The sequence below is a fragment of the Clostridium porci genome (genome assembly GCF_009696375.1).
GTDB lineage: Bacteria > Bacillota > Clostridia > Lachnospirales > Lachnospiraceae > Enterocloster > Enterocloster porci.
In genome coordinates this window covers 264,947-279,544 of record NZ_VUMD01000004.1, presented here as the reverse complement: position 1 = coordinate 279,544, position 14,598 = coordinate 264,947, and the positions used below count along the sequence as shown (strand labels likewise).

The 14,598-nt window shown below is 51.5% G+C and carries 16 protein-coding genes; 10 read left to right on the top strand and 6 right to left on the bottom strand.

The window, feature by feature from the left end; all coding sequences use genetic code 11:
- Positions 1-65 precede the first annotated feature (65 nt).
- From FYJ39_RS06525 to FYJ39_RS06510, 4 genes are all read left to right on the top strand, one after another.
- Positions 66-359 (top strand): hypothetical protein, encoded by a 294-nt coding sequence (locus tag FYJ39_RS06525; protein WP_074661596.1) that lies wholly within the window; start codon positions 66-68, stop codon positions 357-359.
- Positions 360-381: 22 nt separating this feature from the next.
- Positions 382-558: a hypothetical protein gene (locus FYJ39_RS06520; protein ID WP_154465346.1), complete on the top strand. Its 177-nt coding sequence runs from the start codon at positions 382-384 to the stop codon at positions 556-558.
- Between the two features lie 88 nt (positions 559-646).
- Positions 647-1,315 carry a CHC2 zinc finger domain-containing protein gene (locus FYJ39_RS06515; protein ID WP_074661598.1) on the top strand — a complete coding sequence of 223 codons (669 nt, stop codon included), beginning with the start codon at positions 647-649 and terminating at the stop codon, positions 1,313-1,315.
- 24 nt (positions 1,316-1,339) lie between these two features.
- Positions 1,340-2,755, top strand: coding sequence for a relaxase/mobilization nuclease domain-containing protein (locus tag FYJ39_RS06510; protein ID WP_074661600.1), 1,416 nt, complete (start codon positions 1,340-1,342; stop codon positions 2,753-2,755).
- A 306-nt stretch (positions 2,756-3,061) separates the two neighbouring features.
- Here the strand turns inward: FYJ39_RS06510 and FYJ39_RS06505 are convergent, their stop codons facing one another.
- The 6 genes from FYJ39_RS06505 to FYJ39_RS06480 all read right to left on the bottom strand — a co-directional run bounded on the left by FYJ39_RS06505 (position 3,062) and on the right by FYJ39_RS06480 (position 10,267).
- Positions 3,062-4,678 (bottom strand): helix-turn-helix transcriptional regulator, encoded by a 1,617-nt coding sequence (locus FYJ39_RS06505; protein ID WP_195840389.1) that lies wholly within the window; start codon positions 4,676-4,678, stop codon positions 3,062-3,064.
- Between the two features lie 81 nt (positions 4,679-4,759).
- The gene (locus tag FYJ39_RS06500) at positions 4,760-6,109 is read right to left on the bottom strand and encodes an ABC transporter substrate-binding protein (RefSeq protein ID WP_074661605.1); all 1,350 of its coding nucleotides are present in this window, start codon (positions 6,107-6,109) and stop codon (positions 4,760-4,762) included.
- A gap of 45 nt (positions 6,110-6,154) precedes the next feature.
- Entirely contained in the window at positions 6,155-6,538 is a 384-nt protein-coding gene (locus FYJ39_RS06495; RefSeq protein ID WP_154465347.1) for a hypothetical protein, read from the bottom strand.
- A gap of 155 nt (positions 6,539-6,693) precedes the next feature.
- Positions 6,694-7,347, bottom strand: coding sequence for a response regulator transcription factor (locus FYJ39_RS21365; RefSeq protein WP_074661609.1), 654 nt, complete (start codon positions 7,345-7,347; stop codon positions 6,694-6,696).
- The gene (locus FYJ39_RS06485; protein WP_074661612.1) at positions 7,344-8,636 is read right to left on the bottom strand and encodes a sensor histidine kinase; all 1,293 of its coding nucleotides are present in this window, start codon (positions 8,634-8,636) and stop codon (positions 7,344-7,346) included. The genes FYJ39_RS21365 and FYJ39_RS06485 overlap by 4 nt, the downstream gene beginning before the upstream one ends.
- Positions 8,633-10,267 carry a histidine kinase N-terminal 7TM domain-containing protein gene (locus tag FYJ39_RS06480; protein WP_139196737.1) on the bottom strand — a complete coding sequence of 545 codons (1,635 nt, stop codon included), beginning with the start codon at positions 10,265-10,267 and terminating at the stop codon, positions 8,633-8,635. Before FYJ39_RS06480 ends, FYJ39_RS06485 begins: the two co-directional genes overlap by 4 nt.
- 185 nt (positions 10,268-10,452) lie before the next feature.
- Between FYJ39_RS06480 and FYJ39_RS06475 the strand changes: the two genes are divergently transcribed.
- The 6 genes from FYJ39_RS06475 to FYJ39_RS06450 all read left to right on the top strand — a co-directional run bounded on the left by FYJ39_RS06475 (position 10,453) and on the right by FYJ39_RS06450 (position 14,592).
- On the top strand, positions 10,453-11,007 hold the full coding sequence (locus FYJ39_RS06475; RefSeq protein ID WP_081352012.1) for a zinc-ribbon domain-containing protein: 555 nt from the start codon (positions 10,453-10,455) through the stop codon (positions 11,005-11,007).
- A 1-nt stretch (position 11,008) separates the two neighbouring features.
- Positions 11,009-11,308 (top strand): zinc ribbon domain-containing protein, encoded by a 300-nt coding sequence (locus FYJ39_RS06470; RefSeq protein WP_074661616.1) that lies wholly within the window; start codon positions 11,009-11,011, stop codon positions 11,306-11,308.
- Between the two features lie 43 nt (positions 11,309-11,351).
- The gene (locus FYJ39_RS06465; RefSeq protein ID WP_154465349.1) at positions 11,352-12,767 is read left to right on the top strand and encodes an SPFH domain-containing protein; all 1,416 of its coding nucleotides are present in this window, start codon (positions 11,352-11,354) and stop codon (positions 12,765-12,767) included.
- A 99-nt stretch (positions 12,768-12,866) separates the two neighbouring features.
- Positions 12,867-13,274: a hypothetical protein gene (locus FYJ39_RS06460; protein WP_074661621.1), complete on the top strand. Its 408-nt coding sequence runs from the start codon at positions 12,867-12,869 to the stop codon at positions 13,272-13,274.
- 46 nt (positions 13,275-13,320) lie between these two features.
- Positions 13,321-14,220, top strand: coding sequence for a DUF4428 domain-containing protein (locus FYJ39_RS06455; RefSeq protein WP_074661624.1), 900 nt, complete (start codon positions 13,321-13,323; stop codon positions 14,218-14,220).
- A gap of 30 nt (positions 14,221-14,250) precedes the next feature.
- Positions 14,251-14,592: a DUF5640 domain-containing protein gene (locus tag FYJ39_RS06450; RefSeq protein ID WP_074661627.1), complete on the top strand. Its 342-nt coding sequence runs from the start codon at positions 14,251-14,253 to the stop codon at positions 14,590-14,592.
- Positions 14,593-14,598 lie beyond the last annotated feature (6 nt).

Below are 14,598 nucleotides of genomic sequence, written 5' to 3'. Positions count from 1 at the left end.
CCTTGCCGGACAGCGGGCCAGCGCGGTAAACTGTACTCAGGAAACAGGAAAGGACGGGACAAAATATGAGGCTTCTGAAACTCCCTTTGAAACTGCTGGCGCTCCCCTTGATGCTGGTACTCTATACATTCCATGTTGTAGGCAGGCTGGCATCCAACCTCTCCGCCTATGTTGTCGGGCTGTTCATGCTGGTGATCCTGGCCTGCGGCATCTATCAGGTGTGCGTCCGGGACTGGCTGAATGTGGCGATCCTGTTCGGCGTGGAGGCGGTCTGTGTGGCACTCCAGTTTTCCGCCATGCTCCTGGTGGAACTGGCCGGCGAGTGGGCCGGCAGCCTTGGGGCTTTCCTCCACTCATAAATCTTTGAAAGGATGTGCGAAGATGGATTTTCCGAAGAACGAGGCTCAAACCTTGCTTGACTGGATGAGGGAGCAGATGTACGGCGATACCGTGACCGAGTGGACCTATGGGAACGAGCATGACCGCATGAGCGGAGCGGCGGATTTTCTGGGCGGTCTGCTTTCACGGGAGGGCGGCGATACAGAGATTTACGAATAAGACAATTCCATAACCAACGCGCAGGAAGGAACGGCTTGCCGCTCCTTCTTTTTTGCCCCTTTACATACCGAGGAAAGGGGGCATGACAATGAATTTATTTGAAGCGGTCAAGGACGCCATACCAACAAGGACAGCGGCGGAGCATTACGGGATCGAGGTCAAGCGCAACGGCATGGCCTGCTGTCCGTTCCACGATGACCGAACGCCCAGCATGAAGGTGGATAAGCGGTTCCACTGCTTCGGCTGTCAGGAGGACGGGGATGTGATCGACTTTGTGGGCAAGCTGTTCGACCTCTCCCCCAAGAGGGCCGCCGAGAAGCTGGCGGCGGATTTCGGGGTGCGGTATGAGGGCCTGCAAACATGGCAGCCCCAGAGGAGGCCGTCCGTCATTTCCAAGCTGGCGGCGGCGCAGGAGTACCGCAAAAAGGAGAACCGCTGTTACCGTGTGCTGTGCGAGTACCTCCATCTGCTCCGTGACTGGAAGGAGCAATACGCGCCGCAGCCGGAGGACGAGGACTGGCATCCCCTGTTCTGTGAAGCCTTGCAGAAAATGGACTATGTGGAGTATCTGCTGGACGAGCTGATTTCCGGCACTCTGGAGGAGCGCACCGCCATCGTGAAGGAAAAGGAGAAGGAACTGTCCGGCCTTGAAAAGAAGATCGCCGCTTTCGACCGCAGGGAGACAGCCGACCCGCAGAGGGACAGCTTCCCCGGAAAGATGAGGAGTACACGGTTCCCGGAGGAACTGGCAATGTAAGTTTTTGAACGAGGGAGGTGGGCTATGGCGGCGACACGGCTGATCGCGCTCCACATCAATAAGGGCAAGACTATCGCCCAGACGCTGGCGGACAGGACGGACTATTCCAAAAATGAGGAAAAGACCGAGGGCGGAAAATATATCTCCAGTTATGAGTGCGACGCCCGCACAGCGGATGAGCAGTTCCTTCTGTCAAAGCGGCAGTACGAACACATGACGGGCCGCCGCCAGGAGCATGATGTCATCGCCTATCAGATACGGCAGTCCTTCAAACCGGGCGAGGTCACGCCGGAGGAGGCCAACCGTATCGGCTATGAGCTGGGGATGCGCTTCACCAAGGGGAAACACGCTTTTATCGTTGCCACCCACACCGACCGGGCGCACATCCACAACCACATCATCTTCAATTCCACCGCCCTGGACTGCACCCGGAAGTTCAGGGATTTCTTTTTGTCCGGGCTGGCCCTACAACGGGTCAGTGACCGTCTGTGTTTGGAGCATGGGCTTTCTGTCATAGAGCCGCGCCCCTACCGGGAACGGAAAAAGCGCACCGAGTACCCCAAGCGGCCTTCCAACCGTGATGACCTGCGGGCCATCATTGATGCGGCATTACAGAGAAAACCAAAGGACTTTGAAGAACTGATCTCTTTCCTGAAGGAGGCCGGGTGCGAGTATAAACCGGGCAAGCGGCCATCTATCCGATGCAGGGGGCAGGACCGTTTTGCCCGGTTCAGTTCGTTGGGTGATGGCTATACGGTGGACGATCTGAAAGACGCTATTGCCGGAAAACGCAGAGAGCGGTCTGCGGGGAAAAGCCAGCAGGTCCACGACAAGAAGTTCTCCCTTCTCATTGACATTCAAGCGAAGCTGAACGAGGGAAAGGGCGCCGGATACCAGCGGTGGGCGACCCTCTTTAACCTGAAACAGATGGCACAGGTCATGTGCTTTTTGCAGGAGAACGAGATCGACAGCTTTGACGAACTGGCGGCGAGGGCGGATGCGGCAGTCACCCAATTCAATGGTCTGGGGGACTCCATCAAGGCGGCGGAACAGCGGATGCAGGAGATCGCCGCATTGAAAAAACACATCATAAACTACTCCAAGACCAGGGAGGTCTATGTGGCCTACCGCAAGGCAGGGTACAGTAAAAAATTCCTTGAAGGGCATCGGGAGGCCATCACGCTCCACAAGGCGGCGAAGGAGGCTTTTGAACAGCTTGGCTTGAAAAAGCTCCCCCGTGTCAAGGAATTGAACGCCGAGTATGCCCAGCTTCTGGAACAGAAACGGGCGGCGTACCCGGCGTACCGAAAGGCAAGGACGGAGATGCAGGAGTACCTTGTGGCGCAGAAAGTGGTGGCTGTCCTTCTGGAAAAGGAGAAGGAACAGGCGGCTATGGAGGAGCGGCGCAAGGAGGAACAGCGCACCGATCCGCACAGATGATCTTGGCGGGGCTGGCTTACAGGAATGTAGGCCAGCCCCGCTTTTTTCTTTTTCCCGGAAACACCGAGGCGGTCGTTTCCGGCTCCACGCGGGGCGCAAGCCCCGCCTGTCCCTGCAAAGCAGGGACAACAGCGTTCGGGAACCGAACGCGTAGCCAGCCCCGGCTACGGGGCTGTTCACGGGGTTTGGGGTACGGCCCCAACGAGCAAAAATGGACTTCCAGCGGTCACGCTGGAAGTCCATTTTGAGCATTTGTGGGAACAAATGCACTGCTCGCCAAGTAGCGCAACTGCTGATTCTCAAGCGTTATTGCTGATCATTTTCCTCCTGCTGTTTCATCAAAGTGGCATAACGAAGGAGTTGTTTCCGGGACGAAACTCCCAGTTTGTTGTAGATATTCTTGTTGTGAAACTTTAATGTATTTTCTGTAACTCCTAAGATCGCAATGATCTCTTTTGCGTTTTTTCCCTCAAGATACAGATCAAAGACCTTTCTTTCTGTTGGAGTAAGTTGACTAATCCCTTCCAAAAAATATTGAAAATCGTCGGGATCGATCTCTTGTTTTCTGGAATAGGCAAGTCGGGCAATTTCTGCCTGCGCGGACCCAAGATCACTGCTGGTCTGTTCCAGTTTGCTTTGTAGCCGTTCTTGTCTGCTCTCAGCTTCCAGTCGCTCCTGGTTCAAAGCGGATAAAGCTGCCTCGTGTTCTCGGTCCTGTTCTGCGAGGAAAGCAAAGAGGTCCTCAATCTCCAAAACATGAGACTCGCTCTGCGTCCGGTCTGTGTTAGTTTTAATCTGTTCCAAGTCTTTTATTATGGGTGCAACATATTTTTTGCTGCCCCAAAGAATGGAGGCCAAAATGGCAAAAGAAGCGATAAACAAGAATGCGGCAATTTTGAGCCGCACCGTCTGCACAAGCGCCTGATATTCTGTGGCAGGGAGCATGGCAGCAACCATATGGGCAGTAGTCCCTATTGTTAGTTCCTGGGTCTTACCAACAAATTCAGTGTCTCCGCTATGGAAGGTAGTCAGGCTTGATCCGTTCTCAACAGAAAAAGAATTTTCAATTGGTGGGAAATAACCAGATTGATTCCCGGCGATCTGCCCTACATAACAATCCGAATCTTCCGTCAGCAAAGCGCAAAAGATATGTGCTTGGCTGCTTCCCATCGTCTTATGGGAAAGCGAAAAATACAGACTGCTGATCTCAAAGCCGCACACACCAATCGTGTTGCCACCAGAATCTAAAACAGGTATACAGAGAAAGCGCACACTTTCCCATGTGTCAGGCAGTTTATAAACGGATGTAAGAAAGAAGGCGCCGGAGATGTTCTCGCTTTTGCCGGACATCTCTCCGTCGATTTCCGGGAATAACCCCTCTTGTGTTTCCAACTGCCATGTACTATGGAGATTGATGTTTTTTTCTCGTGCGACAGTAGAAAATCCACGAAAAAGACAAACATCATTATGGATTGTGTTTTCCGCATAAAGATTTGCAAACTTTAGATACAGCCCATTATAGCTTTTATCAGGCAGTGCATCGTTGACCGTTGTTTTCAAAAAGCAAAATGCTCCGCTGCAAGGTGCAAGTTTCATATTGCTGCTGACGATATCAAAGAGCCTGTTTTGCATGGACTCCAGTGCGTCAGGAGTATTGCGAAGTTCGTTGAAGGTAATCCCAGCATCTGAAAGTTCGTCTTTGACTGCCGCTGTTATCTGTTGGGAAAAGGCAAGCACATAGGCTGCCTGATCATTGCTTTGATGCTCTATGGAGTTTACAGAGTTCTCAAGTTGATTGCTTAAAGCCCGCTCAATTTCATATCCAATAGGATCGATTGCACCGAAAAGGAACAATAGCATAGCAATCAAGAACGCAAAAAAGAGCATTATGGTAAAAAGATAGAACATCAGGCGGCGGCGCATGGAAACGCTCTGCGTCTGAGCCGCCTCCAGTACGGATCTGATTTTTTTTAGGCGTAGTATCATGGTTTTCCCCCTTTTGTGTCACCGCTCTACGGCCTCCTGAATTTCCGAAAGCGAAGAGTCAAGGAGTTCTGACATCACTGTCTCCGGGTCATCCCCGCGCTCTATGCGGCTGATATAGTCCCGGTGGGCAGCAGACAATATGCTCTTTGCGGTCTCCTCAAACCTGGATTGCGCTTCGCCGGAAGCGTCATACAGCGGCAAAGGGCAAAAGGAGTAGGAGCCATACATTTGGTCCACCGCACCATAGAGCATATGGGATTTCTCATTCTCAATCATATCTATATTTGAAAACAGAGCAGAAAAGGCATTTTCCGTAACCGGCAAATAGCCGGAAGCAATCACAAAGTCCAGATTGTGTTCTTTCTGTGTGATCCATTTTCCAAAAATGGCGGCGGCTCTATTTTTTCGCTCGTCCTCACTTTTCATGGAAAACAAACCAGTTCCCCTTTGTATAACCACTGGCGAGGCATCAGAAAAGGTGGGGTAGGGATATACCGCTGTTTCAATTTCTTCGGTGGTATTGTCCTGGTAGGTTACATAGTCCCTCAGATACAACATCCCTGCTGTGGAACCGATATTGCTGATAACCTCGGCTGTTTTCCAGCGGTCGGAAGCATAACCGTCACCAGTACAAAGTCCTCCATGGATCGCCGCACGGGCCATTGGCAGATAGGCTTGTTCAAATTCTGCACTGCACAGGTCCGGCTTTCCATTCCGAATGAACTGTCCGCCCAGCCCGGAGACATTGACCAGGAAGTAGTGATAGAAGTCGTTAATTTGGAACATCTCTGCGCCGCCTGACCAATCGTAGTATTGGCAGCACAGAGCAAAGAGAGATTCAAAATGGAGAAGCTCTTCTTCCGATACTCCTGTGTCAGCGGCAAAGCGGTCAAATATCGTCTTGTTTAAGAATAACAGTTCTGTTGATTTGGCGATGGGCAGCATAACCAGCCGTCCATCTATAACGCCTTCTGCCAGAAACTCATCCACATAAGCAGAGCGTTCTTCCTCTGAAAGATAACCACTCCAATCCAAGAGCCGGTCAAGCCCAATCTCTTCCGCCACCCTCGGATAGGCCGTGAACAGATCCGGCATGGGAACCGCCCCCGGTTCGTTATTGGCAGAGGCAATCAGCGCATCGTCAATAGCGGTAGAATTTGTGACGGAGACAACAGAAATAACAATACCGCTTTCTTTCCCCTTCGTTTGGTTAAACTCATCGATCATTACATTGAGCGGCGATTCTGTCTGACTTCCATAGACGTGCCACATCGTCAATGTGATGGGATCGTTTGTAACCTTATTTCCACAGCCGGTCATGCCCACCAGCAGTATGATGGTGAGAAAGAAAATACATAATTTTTTCATTTTGGTGTCCTCCTATACCCTGCATGGTCCTCACCAGCCTCTGTCCTAAAGTGCGTCAATGACAGCGGAGAGATAGCTGGAAGAAACGGAACCGTAAATAAAATTGTCTACCAGACCATCCTTCTTGGCCTGCCGCACCCTGTCCGCCAGCTTTTTCTCTGTGTTTTCATCCACCACCAGCACGATCTTGCAATCTGGCTGAGCCTTTTTCAGAGCGTTTCGGATTTTTAGCCGCTCCTCCAGTGTCCAGGATGTGTATACGGTAACTTCCATAATCAGAACATTTGCAAGCACAGCATCACATAGCGACAGAGTTTTGTCCGGGCTCTCGCTCATGACTGGTTCCAGATTGGAATCAAAGTTGCGTAAGGCTTCGGCTACTGCGTCCGCAAACAGGACATTCTGCATATCAATCACGATTCTTCGCATAAGGCGGCCTCCTATCAATCATTTTGAATCCTTTGATGATACCAGTATAGCGAAGAAGCCATTTTCTCGCACTGTCCCTGAGTACAGTTTTTTGAAGTTTTCTCAAAAAAATTTCCCGGCTTCATTGAAACCGGGAAATAAAGCTGTGTGCTCTGTTATTTGGTTATGTCAAAGTCCAGATCCTCCGGGAGGCTCGGAATAATAAATTTTTTGCCTGTAACTGCTATGGCAAGGCGGGTCTTGTTGGCATAGCCTGTTTTTTGCAGGATGTTGGAAACATGATATTTCACGGTCCTCTCTGTGATAGAAAGAGTCTGGGCGATCTCGCTGTATTCCAGACCATCACATACAAGGCGCAGTACCTGGATTTCTTTTGCAGTCAGATCGGTGCTGCTTACAAGACCTAATTTCACTTGTGGCGTTTCATGGGGAAAGAGATGTTCTCCTGCCATTGTGCGATCAATGACATCGATCAGGTCTTCGGGACTTAAATCTTTGTACCAAAAGCTGTCTACCTTTGCGGCTTTGGCTCTTTCTAAAAAACCGACCTCGACCATTGATGTGACAACGATGATCTTTATGTTTGGGAACGCCACTTTGATCTCGGCGGCAGCTTCGATGCCATCCTTGTTTCCAGCAGTACAGACATCCATCAAGATCAGGTCGATCATCTGACGCTTGCAATAGGCAAGTGCAACATCCGCGCCGCTTATACTGGCTGCCAGGGCATATTTTTCACTGTCGGAGATCATTCTCTCCATATATTTGCGGGGCATCCGCTGATCCTCTACAATTAACACCTGTTTCACTCTGCCGCCTCCTTTTCTACGGGCATGACGATTATCAGCGTAAAGGCTGGTGACCACTGTATTTCCATCGTACCTCCTAAGTTCGTAACATGGCGGTGAAGGTTGAGTAACCCGCCTCTCGGCACAATGACGCTTTCAGGGGGCTTTCCGTTATTTGTGATACGCAGGGAAATGTTGTTTCCGTCCTGCCGGGCGGTGACATAAAGGGCCGTTGCATCCGCATGGCGGACGCCGTTGGTGAGACATTCCCGCATGGCGATCACAAATATGCGATATATTTCCTCCTGCTTTGGTAATTCGCCAGCCATTTCTACCTTTACGCCGATGGTACTGGCATCCCGCAAAAATTCCGCAAGCTCCCCGCGCTCCTGGGGGTATTCATTGTCATTTTTAATGGTCCTGATTGCTTTTTGAAACAATAGAAGGCTGTCTGCGGCCTCCTGGGATACCTGCTCTTGCTGCAAAATCTGCCGCATAGCAATGATCCCCGCCCCCATCTGGTCATGCAGTTTGGTTTTTGCCGACAGGACTTCCGTTTCCTTTGTCAATGTCAGTACATTATCCGAAAGAATCTTTAAGTCACGGGAGAATTTTTTGAGCTGCTCAGTCTGTTCCTTGAGTCTCAGTCCCTTTTCGTAAAGTTCAGTCACATCTGAGAAGATCGCCTCTGTGTAAACTGTGCCGTCTGGTACCGTTATCTCCGTCTGGGAGTAGCGCCAAGCCTTACCATCGGGGAACAGATAGGTTTGCTCTTCATCCGGTAGCCTTACAACACCGCTTTTCTTATCACACTCTGTAAGTGCCTGCCGCAATTCATCGAAGTGCTGGAGATCGCTTTGCGCCAGTATGTGGAACAAGCGGTGCATTTGTAGATTGCACAGTTTGAACTCACCCGATGGGGTGAAATAGCAGATCGCGTTGGGCAACATATCGATTGTCTGCTTCACGGAATTGTGGCTAAGTGTCCGGCCTTTCCGATGGATCAACACAGCGGTTTGACCAAGGAGCAAAGTACCCACCATGTCAGCGATGCACCACAGCGACCACATTGGAAATGGCAGCAAAGGATTGATAGGAAGTCCATCGGCCTTTTTGTCAAAGGCATCCCCGGCAATGCACAGCAGGATCAGCAAAGCGATAAATACCCCGGCGTTCAGAAGCCTGCACCGTCTGCTCCCACCTCGGTCAGGGGATGCAAGAAAAAGAAACACATCCAATATCAAAGAAAAGAACAGGCAAATCATCCATACGGACTGTTCCATTTCGGAGGATAAATAGAATGTTGTCACGTTTGTCCACCTGCCTTTCCGATGCGGAGGATAAAGCGCCATACGCCATCCTCAAAGGAGCAGCTTTCACAGGTATCCCGAAAATCTGCAAGGGAGCTTTCGCATTCCACCTCCAGACGGAGGATGATCGAATCTGCAAGAATACGCGCTTTCAACCAAACAAAGCTCATATCATCTATAGCGGTCTCCATCACCTTCTCAAAAAAGTCGTAGACCAGGATTGTGTCCTGGGTAAAGATTTTGCTGCCCTTCGGAATGTCTGCTTCACATTCGACCCCCATCAGTTTCAAATTTGAAAAGGATTCCTCCATGCAAAGGGCCAGTTCTGTGGTATCGATGGTTTCCGTTTTTTCACGGATAAAGATCAGGTTGCCTCTGCGTTTTATGTAAGCGCCGATTACAGTGATCTTCGCAAGCAGACTGCGGCGCTTTTCCGGATTTTCTTCTTCGTCATATAGATAAAACAGGTCATTCAATAAATCGATCTGATGAGCGGTTTCTTCCTGTAAAAGGTCATAGAGCCGATTCTTTTCCCGCAAGGTGTGGATCTCCAGCTTGATACGATAATTTTCCTGTTCCAGATGGTTGCTTTCTGCAATGGTTTCCTTGTTCTCTTCTAACTTTTTGAGCAGTATGGTAATATCTGTTATATCTTCCTGCCAATACACATGACCGCCTTCGATAGGGTAACTTTTTAGCAGGGTATGTTTATCAAGGTTAACAGCGCCCGCCTCTGCCGTACACATGATCTGTTCAGAAAGCACAGGCGAATTTGCGGAGGCGTAGCGGACCTTATGGTCGTGATCAGCAATCTGGGCGCCGAAGGTCCCGGCCTTAAACAGCTCATCATAGCCAGTATTGGTCTGAATCAATCCGCACTGGATACAGCTTTCCAGTATGGCGGTAAACATCAGGCACTGCACCGCTGTAATATCTCCGCCTATCACTTGCATCCACCTGGCTCCGCTGGCGTAGATAAAGGCATATAGAATGGAGCAGGACAGCAGAAGCGCCGGTAAGTATTTTCTCCTTTGCGCCAAACGGCATTTGATGAGCATGATCACAAAGGCGGCCAGCGCACAGATGATCTCCCACCCGATAACAAAATAATATCCGTACTCGTATCCGTTATCCGTATCGCTCCAAACCGTTCCGGTCGGGAAGGAGAAAACAAGCTGATGGAGATCGTTTGTCAGTACCAGCAGCAGAAAGAACAGGGTGGGAAGATAGAGCAGTCTTGTCCATTTCGGCAGATGGTAGCTTTCCGGCTTACCCAGCGACATGGAAACAAACACGGAAAGCAGAGGTATGAACAGCATAGGACAATAGTACCAGTACCATAGATGCCGGATCGCATCAGGAGCGACCACAAAAAAATATTTTATTGACCGTATAACAAACCAGAAGACGGTCAGACATGAAACGCCGACCATATAGCGGCGCACCTGTGTTTGTAAAATGCGATGGCTGACAGAGAGACCCCAGCCAATGTACAGACTGATATAAAGGATCGTGCGGACCAAACCCAGCGGTACGGGAAAAACATCAAACTTTCCCAAAACGCGGGCAGAGATAGCACAGACGATCAGCACAGCTACCAGGACTCCCGTTCTTTGATTCTGCTTAGTCATGCGTGGACACCTCCCCGCGAAATACAACTCTCATCACCGTATCTTCCTTGGTATCTCATTTACAGCATTTCCAGTCTTAGCCTTGAAAGAAACCTGATTTTTTGTTTCCCCTACCCATTTTTCGGTTCGGGGTGGCAAGAAAATCAGATTTTTTCTTTTCAACCCTACCCTTTCGGGGGTTTGGGGTGGGGACAAAAGTGTGGAAATCGCTTAAATTATGGGTGCAGGCAATGCCGAAGGAGGGTATGGGCTTTGTCTCCAATGAAAAGCCTCTGACTACGTTGCCAACAAACAGAGGCCGCTCTCCTTTGATTCCTATTATACCATATAACCATGACTTAATCGAGGGTCAAAGAAAAGAAAGGAGGGATTTGATGGCGCTTACCCATAAAACAGCACGCTACAAGGTGATCGCCGACTCGGGAGGAAATCGGTACAGCTTCTTTTGTGACATCACAGGTGCTTTGTTACATACGACCGATCCTATCCAAGCAGAGACACAGGAGCAGGAATTGGAGACCGCATGGGAAGACGCACGGAAATATTTTAACCGATGTCACAAGTGCGGCAAATGGGTATCGAATGCCATGTATAACGCTGATGTGGCGGAATGTGTGGAATGTGCGCCGTGGGAAGATCCGCCTCGTTACTGCTCCCACTGCGGCAAAGAGATTACCTCCGCAGAAATATTTTGTCCACGCTGCGGCAAACGGCTTCAATATGGAGGAGAAGGGTTATAAGATGACACGGCAGCAAATTGAGCAGATCCGTCTGGAAAGCATGAAGCAATATGGATTTGGGCCAGAAGCTATGAAGCTGCTTAAAGTCTGCGCTAATTGCGGTGCAACCGTCTCTGCGGAGCAGCAAACTTGTGGAGAATGCGGCAGTGGACTTCCCCAGGAAACTCTTTATCAGTTCTACCTTAATTTACACCATCGCTGTCCAGTATGTGAAACAGCGCTTTCGGACAACGCAATCTTTTGTCCTAATTGTGGGGCAATGCTCACAGCAAAGCGCAAAGAAAGAAATGAAGGATTTTAATCGTCAGTAAAGAGAAATAAATCACGAAAGGAAGGATGTAACTATGGGACTTATTAAAGCGGCATTAGGCTCTGCAGGCGGCGTGATGGCCGATCAGTGGAAGGAGTATTTCTACTGTGAGGCAATCCCCGCTACCGTGCTGGCGGTCAAGGGGCGGAAACGGGCCTCTGGGCGCTCCAGCAACACCAAAGGCAGCGACAACATTATCACCAGCGGCTCCGTGATCGCCGTGGCCGACGGCCAGTGCATGATGATCGTGGAGCAGGGCAAGGTGGTGGAGGTATGCGCTGAACCCGGCGAATTCACCTTCGACGCCTCCACGGAACCCAGCATCTTTTCGGGCGACCTGGGGGAGAGTATCGGGCAGGTGTTCCAGAACATCGGCAAGCGGTTCACCTTCGGCGGCGAAGCGCCCAAGGATCAGCGCGTCTACTACTTCAACACCAAGGAACTGATCGGCAACAAGTACGGCACGCCCTCTCCCGTCCCCTTCCGTGTCGTGGACCAGCGGGCGGGGATCGACATTGATATCGCCATCCGCTGTTTTGGGGAGTATTCCTATCGGGTGGCAAACCCTCTGCTGTTCTATACCAATGTCTGCGGCAATGTGGAAGCGGATTTTGACCGCAGAGCCATTGACGGCCAGCTGAAAACCGAGTTGCTGACCGCGCTGCAGCCCGCCTTCGCAAAGATCAGCGATATGGGCATTCGATACTCTGCCCTTCCAGGCCACACCACAGAGCTGGCAGATGCTTTGAACCAGGAACTGTCCGCAAAGTGGCGGGATCTTCGGGGTCTTGAGATCGTATCCTTCGGCGTTTCCAGCGTCAAGGCCAACGAGGAAGACGAAAAGATGATCAAGGAGCTGCAGCGCAATACGGCCTTTATGGACCCCACCCGCGCGGCGGCGCATCTTGTCGGCGCACAGGCCGGCGCCATGCAGGCGGCAGCCGCCAACCCCAATGCCGGTCCCGCTATGGCTTTCATGGGCATGGGGATGGCCGGTCAGGCCGGCGGCATGAACGCCCAAAGCCTCTTCCAGATGGGTCAGCAGCAATCGGTACAGCAACCCGTTCCGGCGGCTCCTGCCATGGAGGGATGGGCGTGTTCCTGCGGGCAGACCGGAAATACCGGCAAGTTCTGTGCGGGATGCGGCGCACCCAAGCCCGTCCCTAAACCCGCAGGGGATAGCTGGACCTGCTCCTGCGGGGCCACAGCCACCGGAAAATTCTGCCCGGAGTGCGGGAAGCCCAAGCCTGCGGATACAAACGGCTGGACCTGTTCCTGCGGAGCGGTGAACAAAGGAAAGTTCTGTGCCGAGTGTGGCAAGCCTAAGCCTGCCGGCGTACCGCAGTACAAGTGCGACAAGTGCGGCTGGGAGCCGGACGACCCCGCCCATCCGCCCAAGTTCTGCCCGGAGTGCGGAGATCCCTTTGATGACGGAGACATCCAGGGATGAAACGAGGCCGAAAAGCTATAGTCTGACCCTACGATTGCTGGACGAACAGACATAACACCTAAAACGATTAACAAAACATAAAACAGGAGGATTATACACATGAAAGGTCAAAAATTTTTGAAGGTCACTTCCATTCTCATGATTATCGGCGGCGTCATCGGTGTCATCGCGGGCATCATCGCCATTCTCGGCATCAGCGCCTTGGCGGCGCTTATGGAGACTGGCGAAGGTACCGGCCTGCTCTATGCCAGTTCCATTATTGTAACGCTGGCATCTGTCATTCAGTTTATCGCGGGCATTAAGGGCATCGGTGCCTGCAATGCGCCGCAGAAAGCGGCAGCCTGCATCAAGTGGGGCATCATCATTGCCGTTTTGAGCATCATCTCTATGATCATCGGTCTTGTCGCAGGGGGAGAGTTCAGCTTTACCAGCCTGATCCTGAATTTGCTTGTGCCCGGCCTGTATATCTATGGCGCCATCCAGACGAAGAATGGCCCCCTGGAGTAAACACCATAAAGGAAAGAGGTGGCGTACACCGAGGAGGTAGATTATTATGGCACTGTTCGGAAAACTGTTTGAGAAAAAGGAATGCGCCATCTGCGGCGGCGAGATCGGGCTGTTGGGCAATCGGAAGCTGGAGGATGGGAACTGCTGTAAGAACTGCGCGGCAAAGCTCTCCCCCTGGTTCAGTGACCGGAGGCAGAGCACCGTGGAGGAGATCAAAGAGCAGCTGGCTTACCGGGAAACCAACCAGGAGAAAGTGGCAGCGTTCCGGGTGACCCGCACATTGGGCGAGGGCATGAAAGTCCTGCTGGACGAGGATGACGGGAGATTCATGGTCACATCCGCCCGGAACTGGCAGGAGGCCAATCCGGATGTACTGTCCTTCTCCGATGTGACTGGCTGCAAGCTGGACATTGACGAGAGCAAGACAGAGATCCAGTATAAGGATGCGGAGGGGAAACGGCAGAGCTTTTCCCCCAGACGCTACGCCTTTTCTTATGATTTCTACATTGTAATCAATGTCAACAACCCATACTTTAATGAAATTCGCTTCAAGCTGAACGGTTCTTCTGTTGACAATGATGAGGAAACCCTTTTGGACGGGCCGGATGCACAGCCCAGCGTCAAGGGCGGCGGTCTCCGCACCGGAGGCGCGGGGCCAATCCGCCCCGGTATGCCTGGAGGCTCCCGCCCTGGCGCACGGCCCTTCATGGGCGGTTCCCGGACATCCAATGCGGATGAGGTCCGTTCCAGTATGGAGTACCGGCAGTATGAGGAGATGGGACGCGAGATCCGGGATGCATTGCTCCAGGTTCGGGAGCAGGTAAGGAATGAAGCGGTCGCAGCCGCAGCTCCTAAGACGGCGCTGACCTGTCCGTTCTGTGGAGCCACCACCACACCAGATGCCAGCGGCTGCTGTGAATTTTGCGGCGGCGCTGTCAATGGATAGAACAAATACACAACACAAAGGAGCATGATAATGAAAAAATTAAGCAAGACTTTGGCGCTTCTTTTAGCGCTCACGATGGTTCTGTGTTTGGCCGCCTGTGGAGGCAGCAAGGACGCCCTCTCCGGCACATGGTCGGCCGACCTGGGTGATGACGGCGTTATCACATGGACGTTCGATGGGAAAGGCAAATGCACCATGGAGAATTCCTACATGAAACAAAAGGGCACCTATACCATTGACGAAGACCAGCTTACGGTAACGCTGGAAAGCTGGAGCGATCCGTCTACCTACACGTTCTCTGTGGATGGCAGCAGCCTTACCATGAACGAAAATTCCGGTTACGGTATCAGCGGAACTTTCGCAAAAAAATAGCAGCTT

Excerpts from the sequence above, each read along its gene's own strand:
- FYJ39_RS06525 (WP_074661596.1), top strand. The coding sequence starts at position 66 with ATGAGGCTTCTGAAACTCCCTTTGAAACTGCTGGCGCTCCCCTTGATG.
- FYJ39_RS06520 (WP_154465346.1), top strand. The coding sequence starts at position 382 with ATGGATTTTCCGAAGAACGAGGCTCAAACCTTGCTTGACTGGATGAGG.
- FYJ39_RS06515 (WP_074661598.1), top strand. The coding sequence starts at position 647 with ATGAATTTATTTGAAGCGGTCAAGGACGCCATACCAACAAGGACAGCG.
- FYJ39_RS06510 (WP_074661600.1), top strand. The coding sequence starts at position 1,340 with ATGGCGGCGACACGGCTGATCGCGCTCCACATCAATAAGGGCAAGACT.
- FYJ39_RS06505 (WP_195840389.1), bottom strand. The coding sequence starts at position 4,678 with ATGCGCCGCCGCCTGATGTTCTATCTTTTTACCATAATGCTCTTTTTT.
- FYJ39_RS06500 (WP_074661605.1), bottom strand. The coding sequence starts at position 6,109 with ATGAAAAAATTATGTATTTTCTTTCTCACCATCATACTGCTGGTGGGC.
- FYJ39_RS06495 (WP_154465347.1), bottom strand. The coding sequence starts at position 6,538 with ATGCGAAGAATCGTGATTGATATGCAGAATGTCCTGTTTGCGGACGCA.
- FYJ39_RS06480 (WP_139196737.1), bottom strand. The coding sequence starts at position 10,267 with ATGACTAAGCAGAATCAAAGAACGGGAGTCCTGGTAGCTGTGCTGATC.
- FYJ39_RS06470 (WP_074661616.1), top strand. The coding sequence starts at position 11,009 with ATGACACGGCAGCAAATTGAGCAGATCCGTCTGGAAAGCATGAAGCAA.
- FYJ39_RS06465 (WP_154465349.1), top strand. The coding sequence starts at position 11,352 with ATGGGACTTATTAAAGCGGCATTAGGCTCTGCAGGCGGCGTGATGGCC.
- FYJ39_RS06460 (WP_074661621.1), top strand. The coding sequence starts at position 12,867 with ATGAAAGGTCAAAAATTTTTGAAGGTCACTTCCATTCTCATGATTATC.
- FYJ39_RS06455 (WP_074661624.1), top strand. The coding sequence starts at position 13,321 with ATGGCACTGTTCGGAAAACTGTTTGAGAAAAAGGAATGCGCCATCTGC.
- FYJ39_RS06450 (WP_074661627.1), top strand. The coding sequence starts at position 14,251 with ATGAAAAAATTAAGCAAGACTTTGGCGCTTCTTTTAGCGCTCACGATG.